This window comes from Arthrobacter sp. Hb9-2 (assembly GCF_059091165.1).
Genome location: NZ_JBNHGJ010000004.1, coordinates 85,092 through 104,438, shown reverse-complemented (window position 1 = coordinate 104,438; position 19,347 = coordinate 85,092). Strand labels below are relative to the sequence as shown.

The window sequence follows — 19,347 nt, the reverse complement described above, 5'->3', positions numbered from 1 at the left end:
CCTGCCACTGCCTTCCAGTCACCCAACTGCTGTCGATTATCCTAAACCTCCGCCGCCGGAGCCGTGAACTGCGCCTCATACAGCCGCGCATAAGCGCCGCCCGCAGCCAGCAAAGAAGCATGCGTCCCCTGCTCCACGATCTGGCCGGCCTCCATCACCAGGATGAGGTCGGCATCGCGGATGGTGGACAGGCGGTGCGCGATTACGAAGGAAGTCCGGTCGGAGCGCAGCGCACTCATCGCCTTCTGCACCAGCACCTCGGTCCGCGTATCCACAGAAGACGTCGCCTCGTCCAGAATCAGCACCGACGGCCGGGCCAGGAACGCCCGGGCAATCGTCAGCAGCTGCTTCTCCCCCGCGGACACGTTGGCGCCCTCGTCGTCCAGTACGGTGTCGTACCCGTCAGGCAGCGACCGCACGAACCGGTCAACATACGTCGCCCTTGCAGCCTCCAGAATCTCGTCCTCCGAAGCCGACGGCCGCCCATAAGCAATGTTGTCCCGGATGGTCCCGCCGAACAGCCACGTATCCTGCAGCACCATCCCCAGCCGCGAGCGCAGCTCGCGCCGGGGCACCGAGGTGAGGTCCACGCCGTCGAGCGTTATCCGACCGGCGTCCAGCTCGTAGAACCGCATCATCAGGTTCACCAGCGTCGTCTTGCCAGCCCCGGTGGGCCCCACAATCGCCACGGTCTGCCCCGGCTCCGCCACCAGCGACAGCCCGGAAATCAGCGGCTTGTCCGGCGAATACGAGAAGGACACATCCTGGAACACCAGCCGCCCCCGCCCAAACACAGGACCGGTAGACGGGGCAGGCTCCACAGACTCCTCATCCTCATCCAGCAGGGAGAACACCCGCTCCGCAGACGCCACCCCGGACTGCAGCACGTTCGCCATCGACCCCAGCTGCGCCAGCGGCATGGTGAACTGCCGCGAGTACTGGATGAACGCCTGCACATCGCCCAGCTGCATCACACCGGACGCCACCTGCAGCCCACCCACCACGGCGATCCCCACGTACACCAGGTTCCCGATGAACGTCATGGCCGGCATGATCAGCCCGGAAATGAACTGCGCCCCGAAACTCGCCTCATACAGCTCCGCGTTCTTCTGCCGGAACCGCTCCTCCACCTCGCGCTGCCGGCCGAACACCTTCACCAGCGCATGCCCGGTGTACGTCTCCTCGATCTGCCCATTTAACTCACCTGTGTTCTTCCACTGCGCCACAAACAACTTCTGCGAGCGCTTGGCAATCAGCGCCGTAATCCCCAGCGTCAGCGGAATGGTCACCAGCGCGATCAGCGCCAGCGTGGGCGAGAGGATGAACATCATCACCAGCACGCCCAGCACCGTCAGCACCGACGTGACCGCCTGGCTGATGGTCTGCTGCAGGCTCTGGGAAATGTTGTCCACGTCGTTGGTCACCCGGCTGAGCAGCTCGCCGCGTTGGATCGAGTCGAAATACCGCAGCGGCAGCCGGTGGATCTTCGCCTCGATCTCCCCGCGCAGCCCGAACACCGTCCGCTGCACCACCCCGTTCAGCACATACGCCTGCACCCACATAAACGCCGACGACAGCACATACAGCACCAGCGCCCACGTCAGCACGTTCCCCAGCGCGGTGAAGTCGATCCCCTGCCCCGGCACCAGGTCCATGGCGCTGAGCATGTCCGCGCGCTGCCCCTCGCCGGACGCCCGCAGCTGCGCGATCAGCTGCTCCTTGCTCACCCCGGCGGGCAGCTTCCGGGACACCACCCCGGCGAAGATCAGGTTGGTGCCCTCCCCTAGCAGCCGCGGCCCGATCACCGAGAGCGCCACCCCGGCCACCGCCGTGACGAACACCAGCAGTAACCACGCCCGTTCCGGCCGCAGCCTCCCCAGCAGCCGTTTGGCGGACGGCCAGAAGTTCATCGCCTTCTCCGCCGGGACGTTCATCCCCGCGAACGGCCCGCCCCTCCCCGGTCCGCCCGCCGGACGGGGAATGCGTACGACGTCGGCGCTTCCGGTTGTGGAGGCGGGTGCGGCTTTGGTGCCGGGTGCGGGAGAGGGCTGCCGGCTCATACCGTCTCCTCCGCCGCCAGCTGGGAGGAGACGATTTCGCGGTACGTCTCCGAGGTCTCCAGCAGCTCACTGTGCGTTCCGCGCCCCACGATCCTGCCGTCGTCGAGCACTAGGATCTGGTCCGCGTCCACGATGCTGGAGACGCGCTGGGCGATGATCACCAGCGTGGCGCCGGCGGTGCTGCGCTTGAGGGCCTGGCGGAGGCGGGCGTCGGTGCCGGTATCCAGCGAGGAGAACGAATCGTCGAAGATGTACAGCTCGGGCCGCTTCACCAGGGCCCGGGCGATGGCCAGCCGCTGCCGCTGCCCGCCGGAGACGTTGGTGCCGCCCTGGCTGATGGGCGCGTCCAGGCCCTCCTCCATCCGCTCCACGAAGTCCCGGGCCTGGGCGATGCGGAGTGCTTCCCAGAGCTCGTCCTCGGTGGCGTCCGGCTTGCCGTAGAGCAGGTTGCTGCGCACGGTGCCGCTGAACAGGTAGGGCCGCTGCGGGACCAGGCCGATGTGCCCCCAGAGCAGGTCCGGATGCAGCTCGCGCACGTCCACGCCGTCCATCTTAACGGCCCCGCTGGTGGCGTCGAACAGCCGGGGCATGAGGTTCACCAGGGTGGTCTTGCCGGATCCGGTGCTGCCGATGATCGCCGTCGTCTGCCCCGCCCTGGCGGTGAAGCTGATGCCGGAGAGGACGGGCTGATCGGCACCCGGGTAGGCGAATCCGACGTCGCGCATTTCCAGCTCACCGCGGCGCACCTCGCTACTCAGGGGGTTCTGGGGCGGGCGGACGCTCGACTCGGTGCGCAGCACCTCGCCGATCCGGTCCGCGGAGACGGCGGCGCGCGGGATCATCACGGCCATGAACGTGGCCATCATGACGGACATCAGGATCTGGATCAGGTAGCTCAGGAACGCGATGAGCGTGCCCACCTGCATGGAGCCGTCCTGGATCCGGAACGAGCCGAACCAGATCACCGCCACGGACGAGACGTTCAGCACCAGCATCACCACCGGGAACGCGAGAGCCATCAGCCGGCCGGCGCGGAGGGCGGTGTCCGTGACATCCTCGTTGGCGCGGGCGAAGCGTTCAGTCTCGATGTCCTCGCGGACGAAGGCGCGGACCACGCGGATGCCGGTGAGCTGCTCGCGGAGGACCCGGTTCACGGTGTCGATCCGCTTCTGCATCTTGCGGAACAGCGGCACCATCCGGGCAGTGATCAGGCCGACGGCGATGAGCAGCACCGGGACCGCGACGGCGATCAACCAGGACAGCTGCACGTCCTGCCTGATGGCCATGATCACGCCGCCGATGCTGAGCATGGGCGCGGTGACCAGCATGGTGGCGGACGTAAGCACCAGCTGCTGCACCTGCTGGACGTCATTGGTGGACCTTGTGATGAGGCTGGGCGCGCCGAACTTGGTGACCTCCTGCTCGGAGAACTCCCCCACGCGTTTGAAGATCGCTCCGCGGAGATCCCGTCCCACGCCCATGGCCGCCTTCGCCGCGAAGTACACCGCGATCACCGCGCACACGATCTGCAGCAGGGTGATCCCCAGCATCACCCCGCCCAGGCTCAGAATGTAGCCGATGTTCGCCTTGGCCACGCCTTCGTCGATGATGTCCGCGTTCAGGGTGGGCAGGTACAGGGACGCGATGGACTGCGCCAGCTGGAAAATGACGACGGCGGCCAGCAGCTTCCGGTGCGGCCGGACGTATTCAACAAGCAGCTTCCAGAGCATGCGCGGCTCCTGGTCCTTGGCACTGGCCCGAAGGCTCATGGGACGTGATGCGAAGGTCAGTTTACGTCCGGGGGCTGCCGTGGGACCGTGGATGCGCAGGAGAAGTTGGGCGGGTTCACCGAGGGCGCAGCCGCTCCTGGGCTGCGCCGCTTTCGTCCTATCGCTTTGGCCGGTCTATCGCGACTGCAAAGCATCCAGTGCGACTGCCATCGCCGCCGCAACCCGGCCATCGAGTCGTGCGCCTGGAAGGGTGATGAGGTATCGATCGCGCAGGGACTTTCCCCGTTCTGATGTCATGAGCACTTCTCCGTTCGAGTCCACAAAGTCGAAGTGGAAACGGAAGGGCGAAGGGACCGCATCGCCAATCGGCGTCGCTTCCCATATGCGCTGGCCGATGGCGACACCAACGTTGCGTTCACTTCCGGTGAGTTTGAGCCCGTGCGCTTCGAGGTGCCACGTCGATCGCAGCAAGGACTTGGCAAAGTCCTTTCGGAAGCTGCCGATCGGTTGTCCAGTGGCGTCCAGCACGTCGTACGTGGCGCCGAGGTCGAGGCGTTGCCGGGCCTTGAAGGAGAACAGCGGCGTGGTCCTTGACTCGTCCTGGTAAAAGGTCACCTGCTCCTTGAAAGCTGCCCGCTTCTGCTGGGCGACGGCGAGCAGGTGCCCGGCCTGCCCGTCTCCGGTCGCGGAACGTATTTCATAGCGGTTCACCATCAGGGTGAGCTTCTGTGTCACGGTGAAGCGCTCAATGCCCTGTAAAAGTTCTGCGGTCATGTCGGTCCTCGTGGTTAGAGCGGTCTCGGATAGTTTGACCTAACCAGCAGGTAGCGGGCTGGCCTGGACGATGATGTTCTTACCCCAAAGATCCTCTGTGTAGCAGGTGATGAGGACAATCCGGCCAGGGACCTTGTCCCAGATGGCACTGTCCTTGAGCGTGTCCTTGTACTCGGTAGTGATCTGGTCGATGACAAAAACCAGGGGTCCCTGACTTGTGGTGACAGTCAGTTGATCGCCGGGCGTTGCGCGGGAACTGATCTCGTTGAAGGGGGAAGGGCGTCCCTCCCAGCTGTGCCCGACGATGTACGTCGTGTTGGTGGATCCCGCGCCGGGGACGCCGTAAGGGGCGAGCCAGTAGGCGTCTGCGGTGTGGGGGGGAACGATGGAACTGGACGTCATCTCCTCGTCCGTCGGTGACAGGGGCAGGACGGTCTGATCCATCCCGACGGCGGCATAGGTGATGTGCAGTGGTGGCGAGCTTGCAGCCTCCCGCGACGCACTTTCCTCCAATGATAGTGGCGGGCTTGCGGCGAGCGGCGGGGTTTCCGAGGGGTTGGCAGGCTGGGCCGGTTTTGGAACAACTGCTGGTCCGGAAGTATGCGGACCCGCAGGCAGCGTGGACGGCGGCAGGGCCTCAGGACCTCTTGGCGGTGAGGACCCGCCGCCGCCCAGGAGCACTGCAGCCAGGGCTACCGCGCCAGCGAGGGAAAGGATGGCAGCAACCCTGCCCGGGTTCCCCGCCTTTCGCCTTAGAGAACCAAGGCGCCCGGCCGACGACGGCCCCTCCGCCAGGTGCACGGGGCCGGGCAAGCGGCGGTGCCGGCCTCCCTGAACAGATCCCCGCCGCATTCCCCTGCTCCTAGCTGCTCCGGCGCCTGCCTGCCATCAACCGGACCCCGAAGACGATTGCAGCGGTTACGGCAAGGCCGGCAACCAGTGCGCCGAGAGCCCCGGGGCCTCCGTTTGAAAGGCTTGCCGCCGTATCAACGTTCGTGCCCTGGTTCCTGCCCCCGCCTCCAGTTCCCGCCAGTGGCGCTGCCGCTGTAGCAGCAGAAGATTCAGTGACGTTGGCTCCCGGTGCGTCTGTGGTGGCAGTCGCCGTCGGGCCGTCCGTGGTTGTTGAGGTCGGCGTCGCTGTGGGGGAGCCGGTTGCGGTCCCGGTCGCCGTGGCGCTTGCCGAGGTTGTTTCCGTCGACGTCGCTGTATCTGTGGCTGACGCCGTCGGGGTGACTGTCGCCGTCGGGGTGTCCGTGGTGGGCGGCGGCGTTGTCGACGTTGGCGCACAGCCGGGGCTGGTGATCACGTTCGTATCCAGTGATACCTGCCCGTTGCGGGCAAGTAACCGCCCTTCCACCCTCGCGTTGATCTCCGCTGTTATGGAGGTGAGCGCAAGAATGGTCCCTTTGAAGCTTGATGCCGTCCCCAGGGTGGCTGAACTGCCTACCTGCCAAAACACATTGCAGGCCAAGGCGCCATTGGTCAGGATGATGCTGCTGGCGGAAGAGGTGATCAGTGTCGAAGCAACCTGGAAGACAAATACGGCGTTGGGATTGCCCTGACCGTTCAGCGTGAGCTGACCGCCGAGGGCCAGCGAACTGGTGGACCTGTACACACCCTCTGTGAGAGTCAGTCCTACCAGGTCCCCGGAAACGCTGGTGGTTGACTGTTGTCCCGCCGCGGCGTTGTAGGCAGTGGTCACATCTGCCTGTGCCTGCAGTGCCACCGCATCTGCTGCGTGTTTGGCTCCTACAGCAATGCCGGGCGGAAATCCTGTGATGGCAGTCCCTGGACTGACGCCCAGGTCACCTTGGAGCGTGGACGGGCCGGTGTTGGTCACAGCGGAGCCGGCAAGGACCGAGTAGGAGGTGGCAGTGCCCAGACCTACCGCAGTGGCAGCGAACGCCGGCGACTGCTGCGCCACGAAGGCCACGGCCAGGAGAACTGCGCCTGCGGCACCCCCTGCCATTGCTGCTTTTCGACGGCGTGACGCTCCCGATCTGTGCTGACGTGACCCCTGTTGTTGCGCAGACTTGTGTTGCATGGCAGTTCCTTCCCCCAGCGGGCAAACGCCCAAAGCACTGCCTGACAAGTTGTGAGGGTGCGATACTGCGGACTGTACGCCTGAAATGGTGGCGCACCTAGGACTTCCGACAGCCGCAACGAGGCCGCGCCCGGCTGCCGTAGTTGCCCTCCCGGGCTCCAGTTCGTATCTTGGCTGGTCAAAGGCCCTGAGAGCTGTGGCGGGCCCCGACGGGAGCGTCATCAACTGCCCAAAAAAATTAGGGCTTATCCGGTGAGCCGTACTGGTAAGACCACAGCGAGCGCAGGGACACGCCGGGGCGTCAGCCAGTCCGGGCGTCAAAATGGCGCCTGTACTCCGTCGGCGTTGTGGAAAAAGCCGCTGCAAAGTTCTGCCGGAGGGTGACGGCGTTGCCGAATCCGCAGTCGGCAGAGATCTGGTCGATCGACAGGTCTGTGGTTTCGAGTAGCCGCCGGGCTGCGTCAAGGCGGCGGGCGCGGATCCAGGCGGCCGGCGTCGTCCCCGTTGCTGCCCGGAACGCGCGGACAAAGGTGCGTCGGCTTAGGTGTGCCTGCGCGGCAAGCAGGTCAATGGTCAGTGGTTCACCCAGGCGGCCCAGGGCCCATTCGAGCAGGCGCGAGATTGGATCGTCGGTGGAGCGGGAAGGAACAGGACGCTCAATATATTGCGCCTGTCCACCCTCCCGGTGTGGAGCGATGACAAGGCTGCGTGCCACTTGGTTCGCGGCCTCCGCTCCAAGCTTCGTACGCACAAGGTGCAGGCAGGCATCCAATGCAGAGGCCGTGCCGGCGGAGGTCAGGACATCGCCGTGGTCGATGTAGAGCACCGACTGATCAAGGGCGATATCCGGGTGCCGTCCGGCAAGGGAATCAAAGGCCTGCCAATGCGTAACTGCCCGACGCCCTGCTAGCAACCCCGCATCTGCAACGGGAATCGCACCAAGGCACAACCCTAGAATCGGCACCGCCCGCCCATGTGCCCCTTGAAGCACCTGCCGCAGCGAATCGCTCAGGACACGCCCGTCGTCGAACCATGAAGGCACCACCACGACGTCGGCCTCTTCCGCTGCCCCGGGCCCTTTCACCTCCCCCAGCCGATAGCCCTCAGCGGTTGTAACCTCGCCTTCCTGATCAGAGAAAAGAAAGGTCTTCCACCCGGCAAGGCCTTGACGGGCCACTTCATCAAAAACCATTTGCGGGACGGCCAAGTGAAACATCGTCGCCCCATCGAATGCATAGACCGCGATCCTCATTGTGGCCCCTTCCGCTACATTGGCCTGAATCCATCGTACATCTGCCTTCGTGCCACTGTTGGTGACCACCGGCAGCGGGAAGACTGGAAAGTAGCAAAAGGCAGCCCAGCAACCATCAGGGAGAACCAAGAATATGAGCACCCCCCGCCGCGCCCTCATCCTCATCGACGTGCAGCAGCAGTACTTCAGCGGCCCCCTCGAAATCCAGTACCCGCCGCACCAGGAATCCCTGCCCACCATCGCGAAGGCAGTTGACGCCGCCACCGCCGCCGGCATTCCGATTGCCGTCATCCAGCACTCCGCGGGCGAAGGCGCACCTGTCTTTGCACCCAGCACACCCACTTTCGAGCTGCACCCCGAGATTGAACGTCGCAAAACCGGTGAGTGGAAGTCGCTCGTCAAGCGGTACGGCTCCGTTTACGCCGGTACTGAACTTTCCGATTGGCTCCGGAAGCACGACGTCGATACGGTCACCTTGGTGGGCTACATGACCAACAACTGCGTGCTCGCCTCCGCCGTGGAGGCAGAGTTCCTTGGCTTCACCACCGAGGTCCTCTCAGACGCCACCGGCGCCATCAACCTCGCCAACGATGCCGGTTCCGCCGACGCGAAGACCGTGCACACGACACTGCTCGCGCTGCTGAACTCGAACTGGGCAGCGGTGGCCGATACTGATACCTGGACCGATGCCCTGGCCGCACGGCAGGCCCTCACCAGGAGTGACCTCGGCAGCTCAGCTGTCGCGGGGCTGGAGCTGCTCCCCAAGGCTTAACCAACCGTCCCGGGCGTCCCGCCTGCCTTGACCGGTGGGATGCCCGGGAACACTGGAAGCATTCGCGCCGTTGCACACACGGGGACCAAGCCCCAACGAAATCTCAAGGACTAATTTCATGAAGTGGATTCTCCTCGCCGGCGCGATTCTGAGTGAGGTGACGGCGTCCCTCTCCTTGAAAGCGGCGTTGGATAATCCTGCCTTCTTCATCGTGGTTGTTCTCGGTTATTCCGCTTCCTTTGCTTTCCTCGCGGCGGTCCTCCGCAAAGGCCTGGGACTCGGCGTCGCCTACGGCATCTGGGCTGCACTGGGAGTGACGCTCACGGTGCTGCTGGCTGCCCTCATCTTTGGTGAAGCGCTGACGCCGGTGATGATGATCGGCGTCGCCATGGTCATCGCCGGCGTGCTCTGCGTGGAACTCGGATCGCATGAAGAGCCTGCAAAAGAACCGGCAAAAGAAATGGCACGCTCATGATGTGGCTGTTGCTGTCGGCGGCAATCCTCACCGAGGTAACGGCCACCCTGTTCCTGCGCGTCGCATCCACCGGTAAGCGGCGCTGGTACATACCTGTCGGCGTCGGGTACTTCCTGGCGTTCACGCTCCTCACCCTGACTTTGGACCAGGGAATGAGCCTCGGAGTTGCCTACGGCATCTGGGCCGCGGCCGGCGTCGCACTGACGGCCCTTGCCAGCCGGGTCTTCTTTAAGGAGGCGATCACGCCCATCATGATGCTCGGGCTGGCGCTCATTATCGGCGGTGTCCTTCTCATCGAGCTCGGCGCAGCGCACTAGCGGCCCCGTGACGGGAGCTGGAAATTACATAAAGTGCAACGGCAAGACCGTCATTTCTCTCATGGCGGACGGGTTCTCCCACCTACACGCCGTCCATGTTCAAATGGGAAGGTTGAACCGGCCGCCCGAGTCCGCTCCACGGCCTCGGCCATATGGAAGGAAGCACATGACCGATCGCCCGGAACACCCCCCGATCCCCACCCCCGGAAGTGCCCAAGGCCTGGACAGCAAGGTTGAAGGCGGATGCCCGGTGGCGCATGGCAGCGTCACCTCGCACGGCAGCGAGAGTGAAAACCCGGCCATCGATTCGCCGCAGCCCAAGGGGCACCGGCCGCGGACCGTCGCCGATTGGTGGCCCAACCAGCTGGACCTCTCGGTGCTCCACAGCCATAACCCCAAGGGCAACCCGCTCGGCACTGGCTTCAGCTACCGCGAAGAGTTCCAGAAGCTCGACGTCGAGGCGCTCAAGCAGGACATCATCCAGGTCCTCACCACCTCCCAGGACTGGTGGCCGGCGGACTTTGGCCACTACGGCGGCCTGATGATCCGGTTGAGCTGGCATGCCGCCGGCACCTACCGCGTCCACGACGGCCGCGGCGGTGCAGGTGACGGCAGCCAGCGGTTCGCGCCGCTGAACAGCTGGCCGGACAACGCCAACCTGGACAAGGCCCGGCGGCTGCTGTGGCCGGTGAAGCAGAAATACGGCCAGAAGCTCTCGTGGGCGGACCTGCTGGTCCTGGCCGGCAACGTCTCCCTCGAGTCCATGGGATTCAAGACGTTCGGCTTCGCCTTCGGCCGTGAGGACGTGTGGGAGCCCGAGGAGATTTTCTGGGGACCGGAGGACACCTGGCTCGGCGACGAACGGTACATCGGCGAGGGGCAGATGTCGGAGGAGGTCGGCTCCACGGAGATGGGCCTGATCTACGTCAATCCCGAGGGGCCGATGGGCAACCCGGATCCCAAACTGGCGGCAGCTTTCATCCGCGAGACGTTTAAGCGGATGGCGATGAACGACGAAGAAACCTTCGCGCTGATCGCCGGCGGGCACACGTTCGGCAAGACCCACGGCGCCGGTGACGCCGACGCGCACGTAGGTCCCGAGCCGGAGGGCGCAAACCTCGAGACGCAGGGCCTGGGCTGGCTCAGCACCTACGGCAGCGGGAAGGGGGCGGACACGATCACGTCCGGTTTGGAAGTCACCTGGACCGACCGGCCCACGCAGTGGAGCAACCGCTTCCTGGAAATCCTGTTCGAATACGAGTGGGAGCTGGTCAAGAGCCCTGCCGGCGCCCACCAGTGGGTTGCCAAGGATGCGCCGGAGATCATACCGGACGCCCACGACCCCAACAAGAAGCACCGCCCCACCATGCTGACCACGGACCTGTCGCTGCGCTTCGACCCGGTCTACGAGGAAATTGGCCGGCGCTTCCTGCAGAACCCAGACGAGTTCGCGCTCGCCTTCGCCAAGGCCTGGTACAAGCTGCTGCACCGCGACATGGGCCCTGTTGGCCCGCACATGCTCGGGCCGTGGGTCCCGGAGGCCCAGCTCTGGCAGGACCCGGTGCCGGCAGTGGACCACGAGCTGATCGATGAGCAGGACATCGCCTCGCTCAAGGCCCGGCTGCTGGACTCGGGCCTGTCCGTCTCTCAGCTCGCCACTACGGCATGGGCCGCGGCGTCCACCTTCCGCAAGACCGACCGGCGCGGCGGCGCTAACGGGGCACGGATCCGGCTGGAGCCCCAGCGCGGGTGGGAGGTCAACGAGCCGGAGCAGCTTTCGACGGCGTTGCAGGCGCTTGAGACGGTCCAGCAGCAATTCAACGCAGCCCAGGCCGGGGGCAAGAAGGTCTCGCTGGCGGACCTGATCGTCCTCGGCGGCTGCGCCGCGGTGGAAAAGGCTGCGCGGGACGCAGGTTTCGCCGTCACTGTGCCGTTCCGGCCAGGCCGCACCGACGCCGCCCAGGAGCAGACCGACGTCGAGCAGTTCCAGTACCTGAAGCCGCGGGCGGACGGGTTCCGTAACTACGTGCGCCCCGGCGAGAAGCTCCAGCCGGAGACCCTCCTGCTGGACAAGGCGTATCTGCTGGACCTCTCCGCCCCGGAGATGACGGCGCTCGTCGGTGGCATGCGCGCCCTCGGCACCAACCTGGGCGGTTCCAGCCATGGGGTCTTCACGGACAGGCCCCAGGTCCTGACGAACGACTTCTTCTCCAACCTGCTCTCACCGGGCACCAAGTGGAAGGCGTCGGAGGCGGAGGAGAACGTTTACGAAATCAGCGACGTCGCCACCGGCGAACTGAAGTGGACAGCCACGCCGGTGGACCTGGTGTTCGGCTCCAACTCGCAGCTCCGGGCGATCGCCGAGGTCTACGCGAGCGACGACGGCAGGGAGAAGTTCGTGAACGACTTCGTGGCGGCCTGGGTGAAGGTGATGGAGCTGGACCGCTTCGACCTGCGCTGATTGATTGATGGTTCCGGGCCGGCTGCAGCCGCGGCCGGCCCGGACCCGCACACCTTGTCCTCCGGCTGGCCGTTTCCGTCAGTGTCCTGTAGGAATTGTGTTTCCTTCTGAGCCAAGAGTTGGGCACTAGGCGGCATTGGCTGAGTCCGGTGGCTGTGGCGACAGTGCCTGCAGCTCCGCTGAGTTTGGACCGGGTGATGGCTATCTCGGGCTCCGTTATTCTGGTTTGCCCTGGCCTGGGTGCCGGGGATACTTCCAAAGCTACGGATGCGTGGTGACACAACATCACCACAGGTGGTGGATGAGGTGGTGATTCAGATTGGATCCATAATCCACCACGGTCAGCTTGTCCGAGCCTAATCAGGTTGCCGGAAGCTTCGGCAGGCGTGGGCGGAATCGACGTCACCTTGAAGGCGATAGCGGGAGGATTCTAGGATTCACTATCTCCCGTGGATAGTCTGGGGAGGACAACACCCTACGCGAGGGTAAGTGAGAACGTGATCGAAGCAGCTGCTGCGGTAATCCGCCGGAACAATGTCACCATAACAGGCCGGGGTGATGGGCCTGTAATGATGTTTGCCCACGGTTTTGGCTGCGATCAGGCTATGTGGCGGAAGCTGCTGCCTTATTTCGTTGATGATTATCGGCTGGTGCTTTTTGATCATGTTGGTGCAGGCCACTCCGACATCAGCGCCTATGACTGGGAGAAGTACGGGTCCCTGGATGGCTATGCGTCGGACCTGCTGGAGATTTGCGCCGCCCTTGAACTTGAGGACGTCATCCTGGTGGGCCACAGTGTCAGCACGATGATCGCCGTGATCGCCGCGGTGCAGGACCCCGACCGTTTCTCCCAACTGGTCCTGCTTGCTCCTTCACCCCGTCATACAGATGACCCGTACGACGGCTACGTGGGTGGGTTTTCGCGGGAAGACATCGAGGGCCTGCTGGCATCTCTGGACAGCAACTATTTCGCGTGGGCCGCGGCCGTGGCGCCCTTGGTTATGGGCAACCCGCAGGAGCCGGAATTAGCGGAGGACCTGCGTGTCAGCTTCTGCCGGACAACCCCGTCCATCGCACGGCACTTCGCCGGGGTAACCTTCTTTTCCGACACCCGCCCTGAACTGAAAAAGGTGCGCACCAACTGCCTGATACTGCAGTGCTCCAACGACCGGCTTGCCCCGCCGGAAGTGGGCGCCTACCTGCACAAGAATCTGGAACACAGCACCCTGGTGCAGCTTCAGGCCACCGGGCACTGCCCCCACGTCAGCGCTCCGGAGGAAACGGCCCGGGCGATTTTGCACTACCTCGACACCCGCTCGTGACGCTCGTTAGCTAGGTCCAGTCACTGATTGCCCCTCTATCAGCTGACCTGCAGGACCTGGGTTCAGGCGAGTTTGGTTACGTGGTAAGTGTGGCCGGCGGCGCGGAGTCGCTGTATGAGCACGTTGCCGAGTGCAGTGGCCGGTGTCAGCGACCCTTTCGCGGTCGGCAGCCGGTCGCCGTCGAGGGCAAGAGCGAGTGCAGTCTCGCCTGCCATCACGGCAGTGGCGGCATAGCCGGGATCACCGTGGCCAGCAGCAATCGCCTGGTATCGGTGCCCGGCCTCGGTGTGGGCGGTGACCTGGGAGTGGAACCAGCCTGCGCGCTGCGTGCTGGTGCTCGGACCCGTACCTGGTGCCGGAAGACAGCGGTCGAGCACCCGCCGGGTCGGCGGGAACGCCATAGCGCCAGTGAATGCCCGTATTCCGAGCGCCGTTGCCCTGGCGATAACCGCTCCTGCCGGTCCGCGGGCAACCCCCATCACCTCGCCGTACTGAAGGGAGCGGCCGTAGGCCCAGCCCTGCAATGCGTTGCTGCGGCGCACTATCCGAGTGTTGACCGGGGCCATGATGAATGGCGCGGTCCAGGTGCCGTCATCGGAACGGCGCACAGGACCGGCGTCAGGAGGCTGTTGTGTCGTCGGCTCCCGTGTGCGGTCAGGGCTCAGAGCGTAGGGGTCCGCGGCTAATGCCCTCAGGGCGGTGCTTGATCGCATCGCGTCGAGCTGCCCGCGCATCGATTCGAGCGTGCCTCCGCTGATGCCAGCCTTGGCCGTAGCAACGAGTTGGACCTCGACCAAACCGCCAGCGCCGTCGGCTTCTGCCGCCTGATGAAGCAGCAGAACGGCGAGGTCGGACGGCACAGAGTCGTAGCCGCAGGAGTGCACGATCCTGGCCCCGCTCGTCCTGGCCAAAGCGTCGTAGCGATCGATTGCCTCCCGGATGAAGGACACCTCACCCGTGAGGTCGGCGTAGTGGGTACCGGCCCACGCGCAGGCCTCGACGACGGGGAGTCCATGTTTCGCGTATGGACCGACGGTTGTAAAGAGCACGCGTGTGTTCGCGGCCATGGCGGCGATCGAGTCCGCGTCCTCCGTGTCGGCTTCGATGAGGGCCCATCCGTGCGCCTCGACCGGCAACTGCGACCGAACCGCCTCGAGTCGGGACCTGGACCGGCCCGCGAGTCCGACTCGCATACCGGCCGGTGCATGCTCCGCGACGTAGCTGGCGATCAGTCGACCAACGAAACCCGTCGCTCCGTAGAGAACGAGGTCATGTTCCCGAGATGAGTTGTCCATACTGCAGCCTTTCACAGCGGCACCTCCAAGCTGACACGGCTCCTTGCCGAGGCAGGCTGACGGAATATCCGTAATCGCCGTACATCGGGTATGGGTGATTCCATAGATGCAACCAATGCCTGTGCGACAGCGACAAGCGGGCAAGCTGGATGGTGCAGCCTCTGTCGTTTCTACCGCTCCAGATCAGGGAATCGTTTGGAGCGGGGTCCGACGGCATCAGTGGTCGTGCTGTGGTTGGTGGCGTTCCTAATGGCCGGGCGCTCCTTTGCAGGAATATACAGCCTAGCTTTACGAAAGATCCGTTATCAGCGATTAAATGGTTAGGTGAGTGACCGGCGTAAAACCCCGTAGTGGCGGCATCCGCCCCAGAGAGCGGGCAAAGTAGAACGTAAAAGACTACCCTCCTGTCTGCGGAGCGGCTATGGTCTCGGTCATGAAGCCGATCATCCTCCTCGACATCAACGGCGTGCTCAACCCCAAGCTTCAGCCGGGTGACGAGTCTGATGGGAAGAATGTGCAGCTCTCGGATTTAAAGGTTGCCCTGGTGCGTCGGCTCGCCACCAAAGGGAGGCTCGCGTGGGTATCGACGTCAAATGAGGATCTTGTGGACAGCCTCGAAGCGCAGCTGCAGCTTGAGGTGAAACCGCTGCGCGTGGAGATCATGCCGGAGCCGGACGATGAGGACCAGCAGACGCCAAAGCTGGGGTCAGTATCCAGGTGGTTGAACAAGATGGAGGCCGAAGGCGGCGCTGACTGGGACGCCATTGTGTGGATCGACGATGCACTGGAGGCTGACGTGCACGACTGGGCTCACCAGCACCACCAACCCGTCCTGCTGGAGAAGCCTAACCCTGAGGAGGGCCTGACAGAAGCCCACGTCGTGGCGGTGCAGGTTTTCATTAACGACGAGGACCGGGACCATGCGCCCTGACAGCAGATGCATTCGGCCACCCGCCAAGCGCAGTACGGTCACGGCCTGAGGGGTAAGGGCGTGTACCGTCAGCGTCCGAATGAAAAACAGCGCAATTTAAGGCCCGGGGCCTTACGCGACGCGGGCGTACGGTGGCGGTACTCGCCCGCGGATAACTGGGATGCCAGCTGAACCTCTAGAGTCTTTGCCTATGAAGGCCCCAGCCAATAATGTCCCGGTTCGACCCGTCCAGCGCGTCGTCATCGTTCACGGATATCAATCGTCTCCGGATGCAAACTGGTTCCCTTGGCTTCAAAGCGCCCTTGAAGCTGAGGGCATAGGAGTCACAGTCGTTCCACTCCCCGACCCGGACGATCCTGGCAAAGCAGCTTGGGAGAACGCAGTCAGCACGGCACTAGGAGTGCCGGATGCGACAACAGTGGTTGTAGCACATTCCCTCGGCGTGGTCACCGTCCTACGGGTACTCGAGACACAGCCGGAACCCTGGGAGCTGGGTGGTCTCGTCTTGGTCGCCGGGTTCACTGAACCACTGGAAGCCTTGCCGGAACTCAATGGTTTCCTCGCAACTGACGTTGCCGTTGAGCGGGTGGCAACGAGCATTCGGGAACGAACAGTACTTCGCTCCGACACGGATCCTTTCGTGCCGCCGGAAGCATCCGATGACCTGGCCCGACGTCTAAGGGCACGTCTGCAGGTCTACCCGGGAGCAAGACACTTCATGGCAGAGGATGGCGTTACAAAGCTGCCGGCTCTGCTTGACCTGATTCGGTCCAAATAGGGGCTTCCGGTAAAGAAGCCCCTAAACCGCACTTGTGGTCATGATGGGGCGTTGAGGCGGCGGATCTGAGATCATCCTCAAGCGGCCCAACGGTTTGTTCTTCTGGCGTGCCCTTGTAGGGTACAGATGGATGGTCTGCCAAGGGTGGCGGAACTCGTTTACGATGTAGCCCAAGCTGCTTTATCAGTCCCTACCGGCCATGGTCGGTCTCCCGCGGACCGCTGAGGCGGAGAGCCGAGGACGTCTGCACGCCCGGTGATGAATCCAGGACGTAAGGATGATGATGGCAGGTACGATACAGAGCGGGTACCTGCTCAGCGGCCGGTACCGGATCGACGAATTGATTGGTGTGGGAGCGCAGTCAAGCGTCTACCGTGCCGTTGATGAGTTACTTCGACGGGACGTTGCGGTGAAAGTGTTCCGCCGGCACCACGGTGACTTGGAGCAGGTCCGCCGGCAGGAAGCCGAGGTGCGCATCCTGGCTGGGATGAGCCACCCGGCGCTTGTGACCCTTCTCGACGCCGGTGCAGATCTAAGTGACCCGCAGGATCCGCGCAGCTACCTAGTGATGGAACTCGTTCGGGGCCCTGACCTCCGGAGCAGGGGTGCTGCCGGTCCGATGTCGGCCGCACGGATGGCTAGCATCGGGCATGATCTGGCTGATGGCTTGGCTTACATCCACCACCACGGCATCGTGCACCGGGACGTCAAACCCGCGAATGTTCTGCTCGTCGAAGGCACCGGCGGCGAGAGCCGAAACCGAGCAAAGCTCAGCGACTTTGGTGTCGCCCTGCTGCTGGGAGAAGGTCACGAAACCTTCGAAGGGGATTCGTCCGGCACTCCCCATTACCTCAGTCCGGAACAGGCGGCCGGTGAACCCTCAGGCGCGGCCGGCGATGTCTATGCACTTGGCCTCGTGCTGTTGGAAGGACTGACCGGGAAGGTGACTTACCCGGGCGCACCTATCCAGTCAGCGCTGGCACGGTTGCTGCGCGATCCCCAGATCCCGGCAGACATCGCACCCAAGTGGGTCAGACTGCTGACCTTTATGCTTGCCCGCGATCCTGCCGCCCGCCCGGCGGCCTTGGAAGTGTCATTGGCATTACGACAAGAAATCGCTAGCAGTTCAGGCAGGCGCCGTACGGGATCCTTGGAATCTGTAGAGAACGAAGAGGCCAGGATGAGGGCCGTTCACCGGTACCGAATCCTGGACACCCTCCCCGATGGGACCTTTGACAAGGTTGTAGCCGTCGCCGCGCGTTTGTTTTCGGTCCCGGTCGCCATCGTCAGCATCGTTGACCACGACCGTATCTGGTTCAAGGCGCGGTACGGCACCGACGTTGAGCAGATCGGCCGAGATCCCGGACTCTGTGCCTCAGCAATCCTCCAGGATCATGCATGGGTTATAGAAAGCGCTGCCACCGATCCACGCACCTTGGCTAACCCTCTGGTCGCGGGGGAATCGGGCATGCGATTTTATGCTGGCGTGCCGCTCCGCACGCCTGATGGCTACAACCTCGGCACCCTCTGCGTACTGGACCAGAAGCCAAGAGAATTCAGCAGTGAAGACACCCAGACGCTCGAAAACCTGGCAGCTATTGTCATGAACGACCTGGAACTCCGGCTGCAGACCAGACGAAGCCTCAACCTGCACTAATAGGCAGCTGACTTAGTCGACTTCGAACCTCCGCCTGGCGAGCTCCTGAACGTAGCTCCCCCGCTGGCACCTTTGTTGTGCAGTAGCAGCCTCGGCCGCAGCTTGACCGAAGGTACATTAGTGGCTCTCCGGTTTGGCCTACTGGAAGGGCCGACAACGCCCCCTTGCTGCCCCTAGTTTCGTTGGCCTGCTTGTGTTGTCGGTGGCATCCCTAGCGAACTGCAACGGTGGGGCTGTACGTTTTGGACACGGAACTCCGGCCTACCGCTCTTGGCCGGGGTTCCGCTACTCGGACCATCAGGGAACCTTAGGGTGCGTGGCGGCCCCACTCGCGTGAAGCGCCTGCAAGAACATGCGGATTGCGGAAGATAAATTATCGGCTCTATCCAGGGCGACCAGAGGGGGTGACGGAACCCTTCAGCGTCCGTTTCATGTGTAGCGCTGCGCACCGCTGCCGGCAGGGGGCGCCTTGCGCGCCATGACACATGGACGAGGCGTTCCAGCGATTACAGAGTTTTGCCCGGTCAAACAACCAAACTTTGAATGGCACGGCTACCCAAGTCATCGAACAGACTCTTCGCCTTTAGACCACCTTGGGCCGCTGGGCGGTCAGACAGCACTTCCCACCGCGGCCTTTTCAGACACTGCCGTTGCCCCTAAGATTACGTATGTTGCCCCGGACCCCGGCAGCGCTCCATATGAGTGCGACTCCCAGAGGGGCCCTGATGCAACGAAACCACCCAGGCATGCCAGATACTTCCCTGCCGACATCAGCGCACGACCTGGCTACTGATCCGCTTCGGGCGGTCGAAGAAGCAGCTGCGCTTAACTTCTCGCCAGACTTCGAACACGAACATTCCGCGCCCGAACTTCAGGCAGCGGTGGCAAGCGCCATAACGCACGGAGCCCGCATCAAAGACGTCGCGAATGCGGCACGCATGACATCGCTCGAAGTCCTCGATGCCACCGACTCCCTCACCTATTCCGATCGCCGCTCCGAATGACATCTGCTGAGGGAACCGCGCGACGGCCGGCTACAGATATTTTTGTCGCAGCGTCCTCACGAAATGAGACCTCGATGGAGATCACGCATTTTGACCGGTTCCTTCTCGAGGCGACAGTCGCCGATACCACTTATCGCGCCATGGAAGGGGATTGCTTCTATGGCCTGTACATAAGCTGGTGCCTGTTGAACGACATCTCCCCTGTCGAGGACATCGCCTTCCGTTCCGCCATGAGACGCTGCGGGGTCAACCCGGGCCAAAACCAACGGCGCATGACAGGACCGGCAGCCACCGACTACATCCTGGCCAGCTATCCGGCAACCGTCTGACTACTTCCACCACCAGCGGAAGTACAGGTACACCCCCGCCTTATCGCTTCCTGATCTGTCAGGATCTGCTCCTCCCAATAAAGGAAGTTTGCCCCCGCAACCCTCCCCCGCCGCCGTCGGCCTTGACGGAGTTGCGAGATGGGCAC

At 63.7% G+C, this 19,347-nt stretch carries 17 protein-coding genes; 10 read left to right on the top strand and 7 right to left on the bottom strand.

The features are described from left to right. Positions 1–41 precede the first annotated feature (41 nt). From AC5RV1_RS04425 to AC5RV1_RS04400, 6 genes are all read right to left on the bottom strand, one after another. Positions 42–2,060 (bottom strand): ABC transporter ATP-binding protein, encoded by a 2,019-nt coding sequence (locus AC5RV1_RS04425; protein WP_493993689.1) that lies wholly within the window; start codon positions 2,058–2,060, stop codon positions 42–44. Then, a complete protein-coding gene (locus AC5RV1_RS04420; protein ID WP_493993688.1) occupies positions 2,057–3,790 on the bottom strand; it encodes an ABC transporter ATP-binding protein in 1,734 nt (577 codons plus the stop codon). The genes AC5RV1_RS04425 and AC5RV1_RS04420 overlap by 4 nt, the downstream gene beginning before the upstream one ends. Before the next feature lie 174 nt (positions 3,791–3,964). Beyond that, positions 3,965–4,564: an LURP-one-related family protein gene (locus tag AC5RV1_RS04415; protein ID WP_493993687.1), complete on the bottom strand. Its 600-nt coding sequence runs from the start codon at positions 4,562–4,564 to the stop codon at positions 3,965–3,967. A gap of 39 nt (positions 4,565–4,603) precedes the next feature. Beyond that, complete coding sequence (locus AC5RV1_RS04410; RefSeq protein WP_493993686.1) at positions 4,604–5,416, bottom strand: class F sortase; 813 nt, start codon at positions 5,414–5,416, stop codon at positions 4,604–4,606. A 10-nt stretch (positions 5,417–5,426) separates the two neighbouring features. After that, positions 5,427–6,533, bottom strand: coding sequence for an ice-binding family protein (locus AC5RV1_RS04405; protein ID WP_493993685.1), 1,107 nt, complete (start codon positions 6,531–6,533; stop codon positions 5,427–5,429). A 376-nt stretch (positions 6,534–6,909) separates the two neighbouring features. Next, the gene (locus AC5RV1_RS04400) at positions 6,910–8,001 is read right to left on the bottom strand and encodes a GlxA family transcriptional regulator (RefSeq protein ID WP_493993684.1); all 1,092 of its coding nucleotides are present in this window, start codon (positions 7,999–8,001) and stop codon (positions 6,910–6,912) included. Here AC5RV1_RS04400 and AC5RV1_RS04395 point away from each other — a divergent pair. The 5 genes from AC5RV1_RS04395 (at position 7,994) to AC5RV1_RS04375 (ending at position 13,207) form a co-directional block, all read left to right on the top strand. Then, positions 7,994–8,632 carry an isochorismatase family protein gene (locus AC5RV1_RS04395; protein ID WP_493993683.1) on the top strand — a complete coding sequence of 213 codons (639 nt, stop codon included), beginning with the start codon at positions 7,994–7,996 and terminating at the stop codon, positions 8,630–8,632. The two genes, AC5RV1_RS04400 and AC5RV1_RS04395, sit on opposite strands and share 8 nt — an antisense overlap. 118 nt (positions 8,633–8,750) lie before the next feature. Further along, complete coding sequence (locus tag AC5RV1_RS04390; protein WP_493947860.1) at positions 8,751–9,107, top strand: DMT family transporter; 357 nt, start codon at positions 8,751–8,753, stop codon at positions 9,105–9,107. Next, positions 9,104–9,424, top strand: a complete 321-nt coding sequence (locus tag AC5RV1_RS04385; protein ID WP_493947861.1) for a DMT family transporter — start codon at positions 9,104–9,106, stop codon at positions 9,422–9,424. The genes AC5RV1_RS04390 and AC5RV1_RS04385 overlap by 4 nt, the downstream gene beginning before the upstream one ends. A gap of 166 nt (positions 9,425–9,590) precedes the next feature. Continuing rightward, positions 9,591–11,885 (top strand): catalase/peroxidase HPI, encoded by a 2,295-nt coding sequence (gene katG / locus AC5RV1_RS04380; RefSeq protein ID WP_493993682.1) that lies wholly within the window; start codon positions 9,591–9,593, stop codon positions 11,883–11,885. A gap of 497 nt (positions 11,886–12,382) precedes the next feature. After that, complete coding sequence (locus AC5RV1_RS04375; protein ID WP_493947863.1) at positions 12,383–13,207, top strand: alpha/beta fold hydrolase; 825 nt, start codon at positions 12,383–12,385, stop codon at positions 13,205–13,207. Positions 13,208–13,269: 62 nt separating this feature from the next. Here the strand turns inward: AC5RV1_RS04375 and AC5RV1_RS04370 are convergent, their stop codons facing one another. After that, complete coding sequence (locus AC5RV1_RS04370) at positions 13,270–14,502, bottom strand: saccharopine dehydrogenase family protein (protein WP_493993681.1); 1,233 nt, start codon at positions 14,500–14,502, stop codon at positions 13,270–13,272. A 433-nt stretch (positions 14,503–14,935) separates the two neighbouring features. Between AC5RV1_RS04370 and AC5RV1_RS04365 the strand changes: the two genes are divergently transcribed. From AC5RV1_RS04365 to AC5RV1_RS04345, 5 genes are all read left to right on the top strand, one after another. After that, a complete protein-coding gene (locus AC5RV1_RS04365) occupies positions 14,936–15,433 on the top strand; it encodes an HAD domain-containing protein (RefSeq protein ID WP_493993680.1) in 498 nt (165 codons plus the stop codon). A 160-nt stretch (positions 15,434–15,593) separates the two neighbouring features. After that, positions 15,594–16,211, top strand: coding sequence for an RBBP9/YdeN family alpha/beta hydrolase (locus tag AC5RV1_RS04360; RefSeq protein ID WP_493993679.1), 618 nt, complete (start codon positions 15,594–15,596; stop codon positions 16,209–16,211). A gap of 283 nt (positions 16,212–16,494) precedes the next feature. Further along, positions 16,495–17,868, top strand: coding sequence for a protein kinase domain-containing protein (locus AC5RV1_RS04355; RefSeq protein WP_493993678.1), 1,374 nt, complete (start codon positions 16,495–16,497; stop codon positions 17,866–17,868). 746 nt (positions 17,869–18,614) lie between these two features. Further along, on the top strand, positions 18,615–18,872 hold the full coding sequence (locus AC5RV1_RS04350) for a hypothetical protein (RefSeq protein WP_493993677.1): 258 nt from the start codon (positions 18,615–18,617) through the stop codon (positions 18,870–18,872). 74 nt (positions 18,873–18,946) lie between these two features. Then, a complete protein-coding gene (locus tag AC5RV1_RS04345) occupies positions 18,947–19,201 on the top strand; it encodes a hypothetical protein (protein ID WP_493993676.1) in 255 nt (84 codons plus the stop codon). Positions 19,202–19,347: the final 146 nt, after the last annotated feature.

Excerpts from the sequence above, each read along its gene's own strand:
- AC5RV1_RS04425 (WP_493993689.1), bottom strand. The coding sequence starts at position 2,060 with ATGAGCCGGCAGCCCTCTCCCGCACCCGGCACCAAAGCCGCACCCGCC.
- AC5RV1_RS04420 (WP_493993688.1), bottom strand. The coding sequence starts at position 3,790 with ATGCTCTGGAAGCTGCTTGTTGAATACGTCCGGCCGCACCGGAAGCTG.
- AC5RV1_RS04415 (WP_493993687.1), bottom strand. The coding sequence starts at position 4,564 with ATGACCGCAGAACTTTTACAGGGCATTGAGCGCTTCACCGTGACACAG.
- AC5RV1_RS04410 (WP_493993686.1), bottom strand. The coding sequence starts at position 5,416 with ATGCGGCGGGGATCTGTTCAGGGAGGCCGGCACCGCCGCTTGCCCGGC.
- AC5RV1_RS04405 (WP_493993685.1), bottom strand. The coding sequence starts at position 6,533 with ATGGCAGGGGGTGCCGCAGGCGCAGTTCTCCTGGCCGTGGCCTTCGTG.
- AC5RV1_RS04395 (WP_493993683.1), top strand. The coding sequence starts at position 7,994 with ATGAGCACCCCCCGCCGCGCCCTCATCCTCATCGACGTGCAGCAGCAG.
- AC5RV1_RS04390 (WP_493947860.1), top strand. The coding sequence starts at position 8,751 with ATGAAGTGGATTCTCCTCGCCGGCGCGATTCTGAGTGAGGTGACGGCG.
- AC5RV1_RS04385 (WP_493947861.1), top strand. The coding sequence starts at position 9,104 with ATGATGTGGCTGTTGCTGTCGGCGGCAATCCTCACCGAGGTAACGGCC.
- katG (WP_493993682.1), top strand. The coding sequence starts at position 9,591 with ATGACCGATCGCCCGGAACACCCCCCGATCCCCACCCCCGGAAGTGCC.
- AC5RV1_RS04370 (WP_493993681.1), bottom strand. The coding sequence starts at position 14,502 with ATGGACAACTCATCTCGGGAACATGACCTCGTTCTCTACGGAGCGACG.
- AC5RV1_RS04365 (WP_493993680.1), top strand. The coding sequence starts at position 14,936 with ATGAAGCCGATCATCCTCCTCGACATCAACGGCGTGCTCAACCCCAAG.
- AC5RV1_RS04360 (WP_493993679.1), top strand. The coding sequence starts at position 15,594 with ATGCCAGCTGAACCTCTAGAGTCTTTGCCTATGAAGGCCCCAGCCAAT.
- AC5RV1_RS04355 (WP_493993678.1), top strand. The coding sequence starts at position 16,495 with ATGGCAGGTACGATACAGAGCGGGTACCTGCTCAGCGGCCGGTACCGG.
- AC5RV1_RS04350 (WP_493993677.1), top strand. The coding sequence starts at position 18,615 with ATGCCAGATACTTCCCTGCCGACATCAGCGCACGACCTGGCTACTGAT.
- AC5RV1_RS04345 (WP_493993676.1), top strand. The coding sequence starts at position 18,947 with ATGGAGATCACGCATTTTGACCGGTTCCTTCTCGAGGCGACAGTCGCC.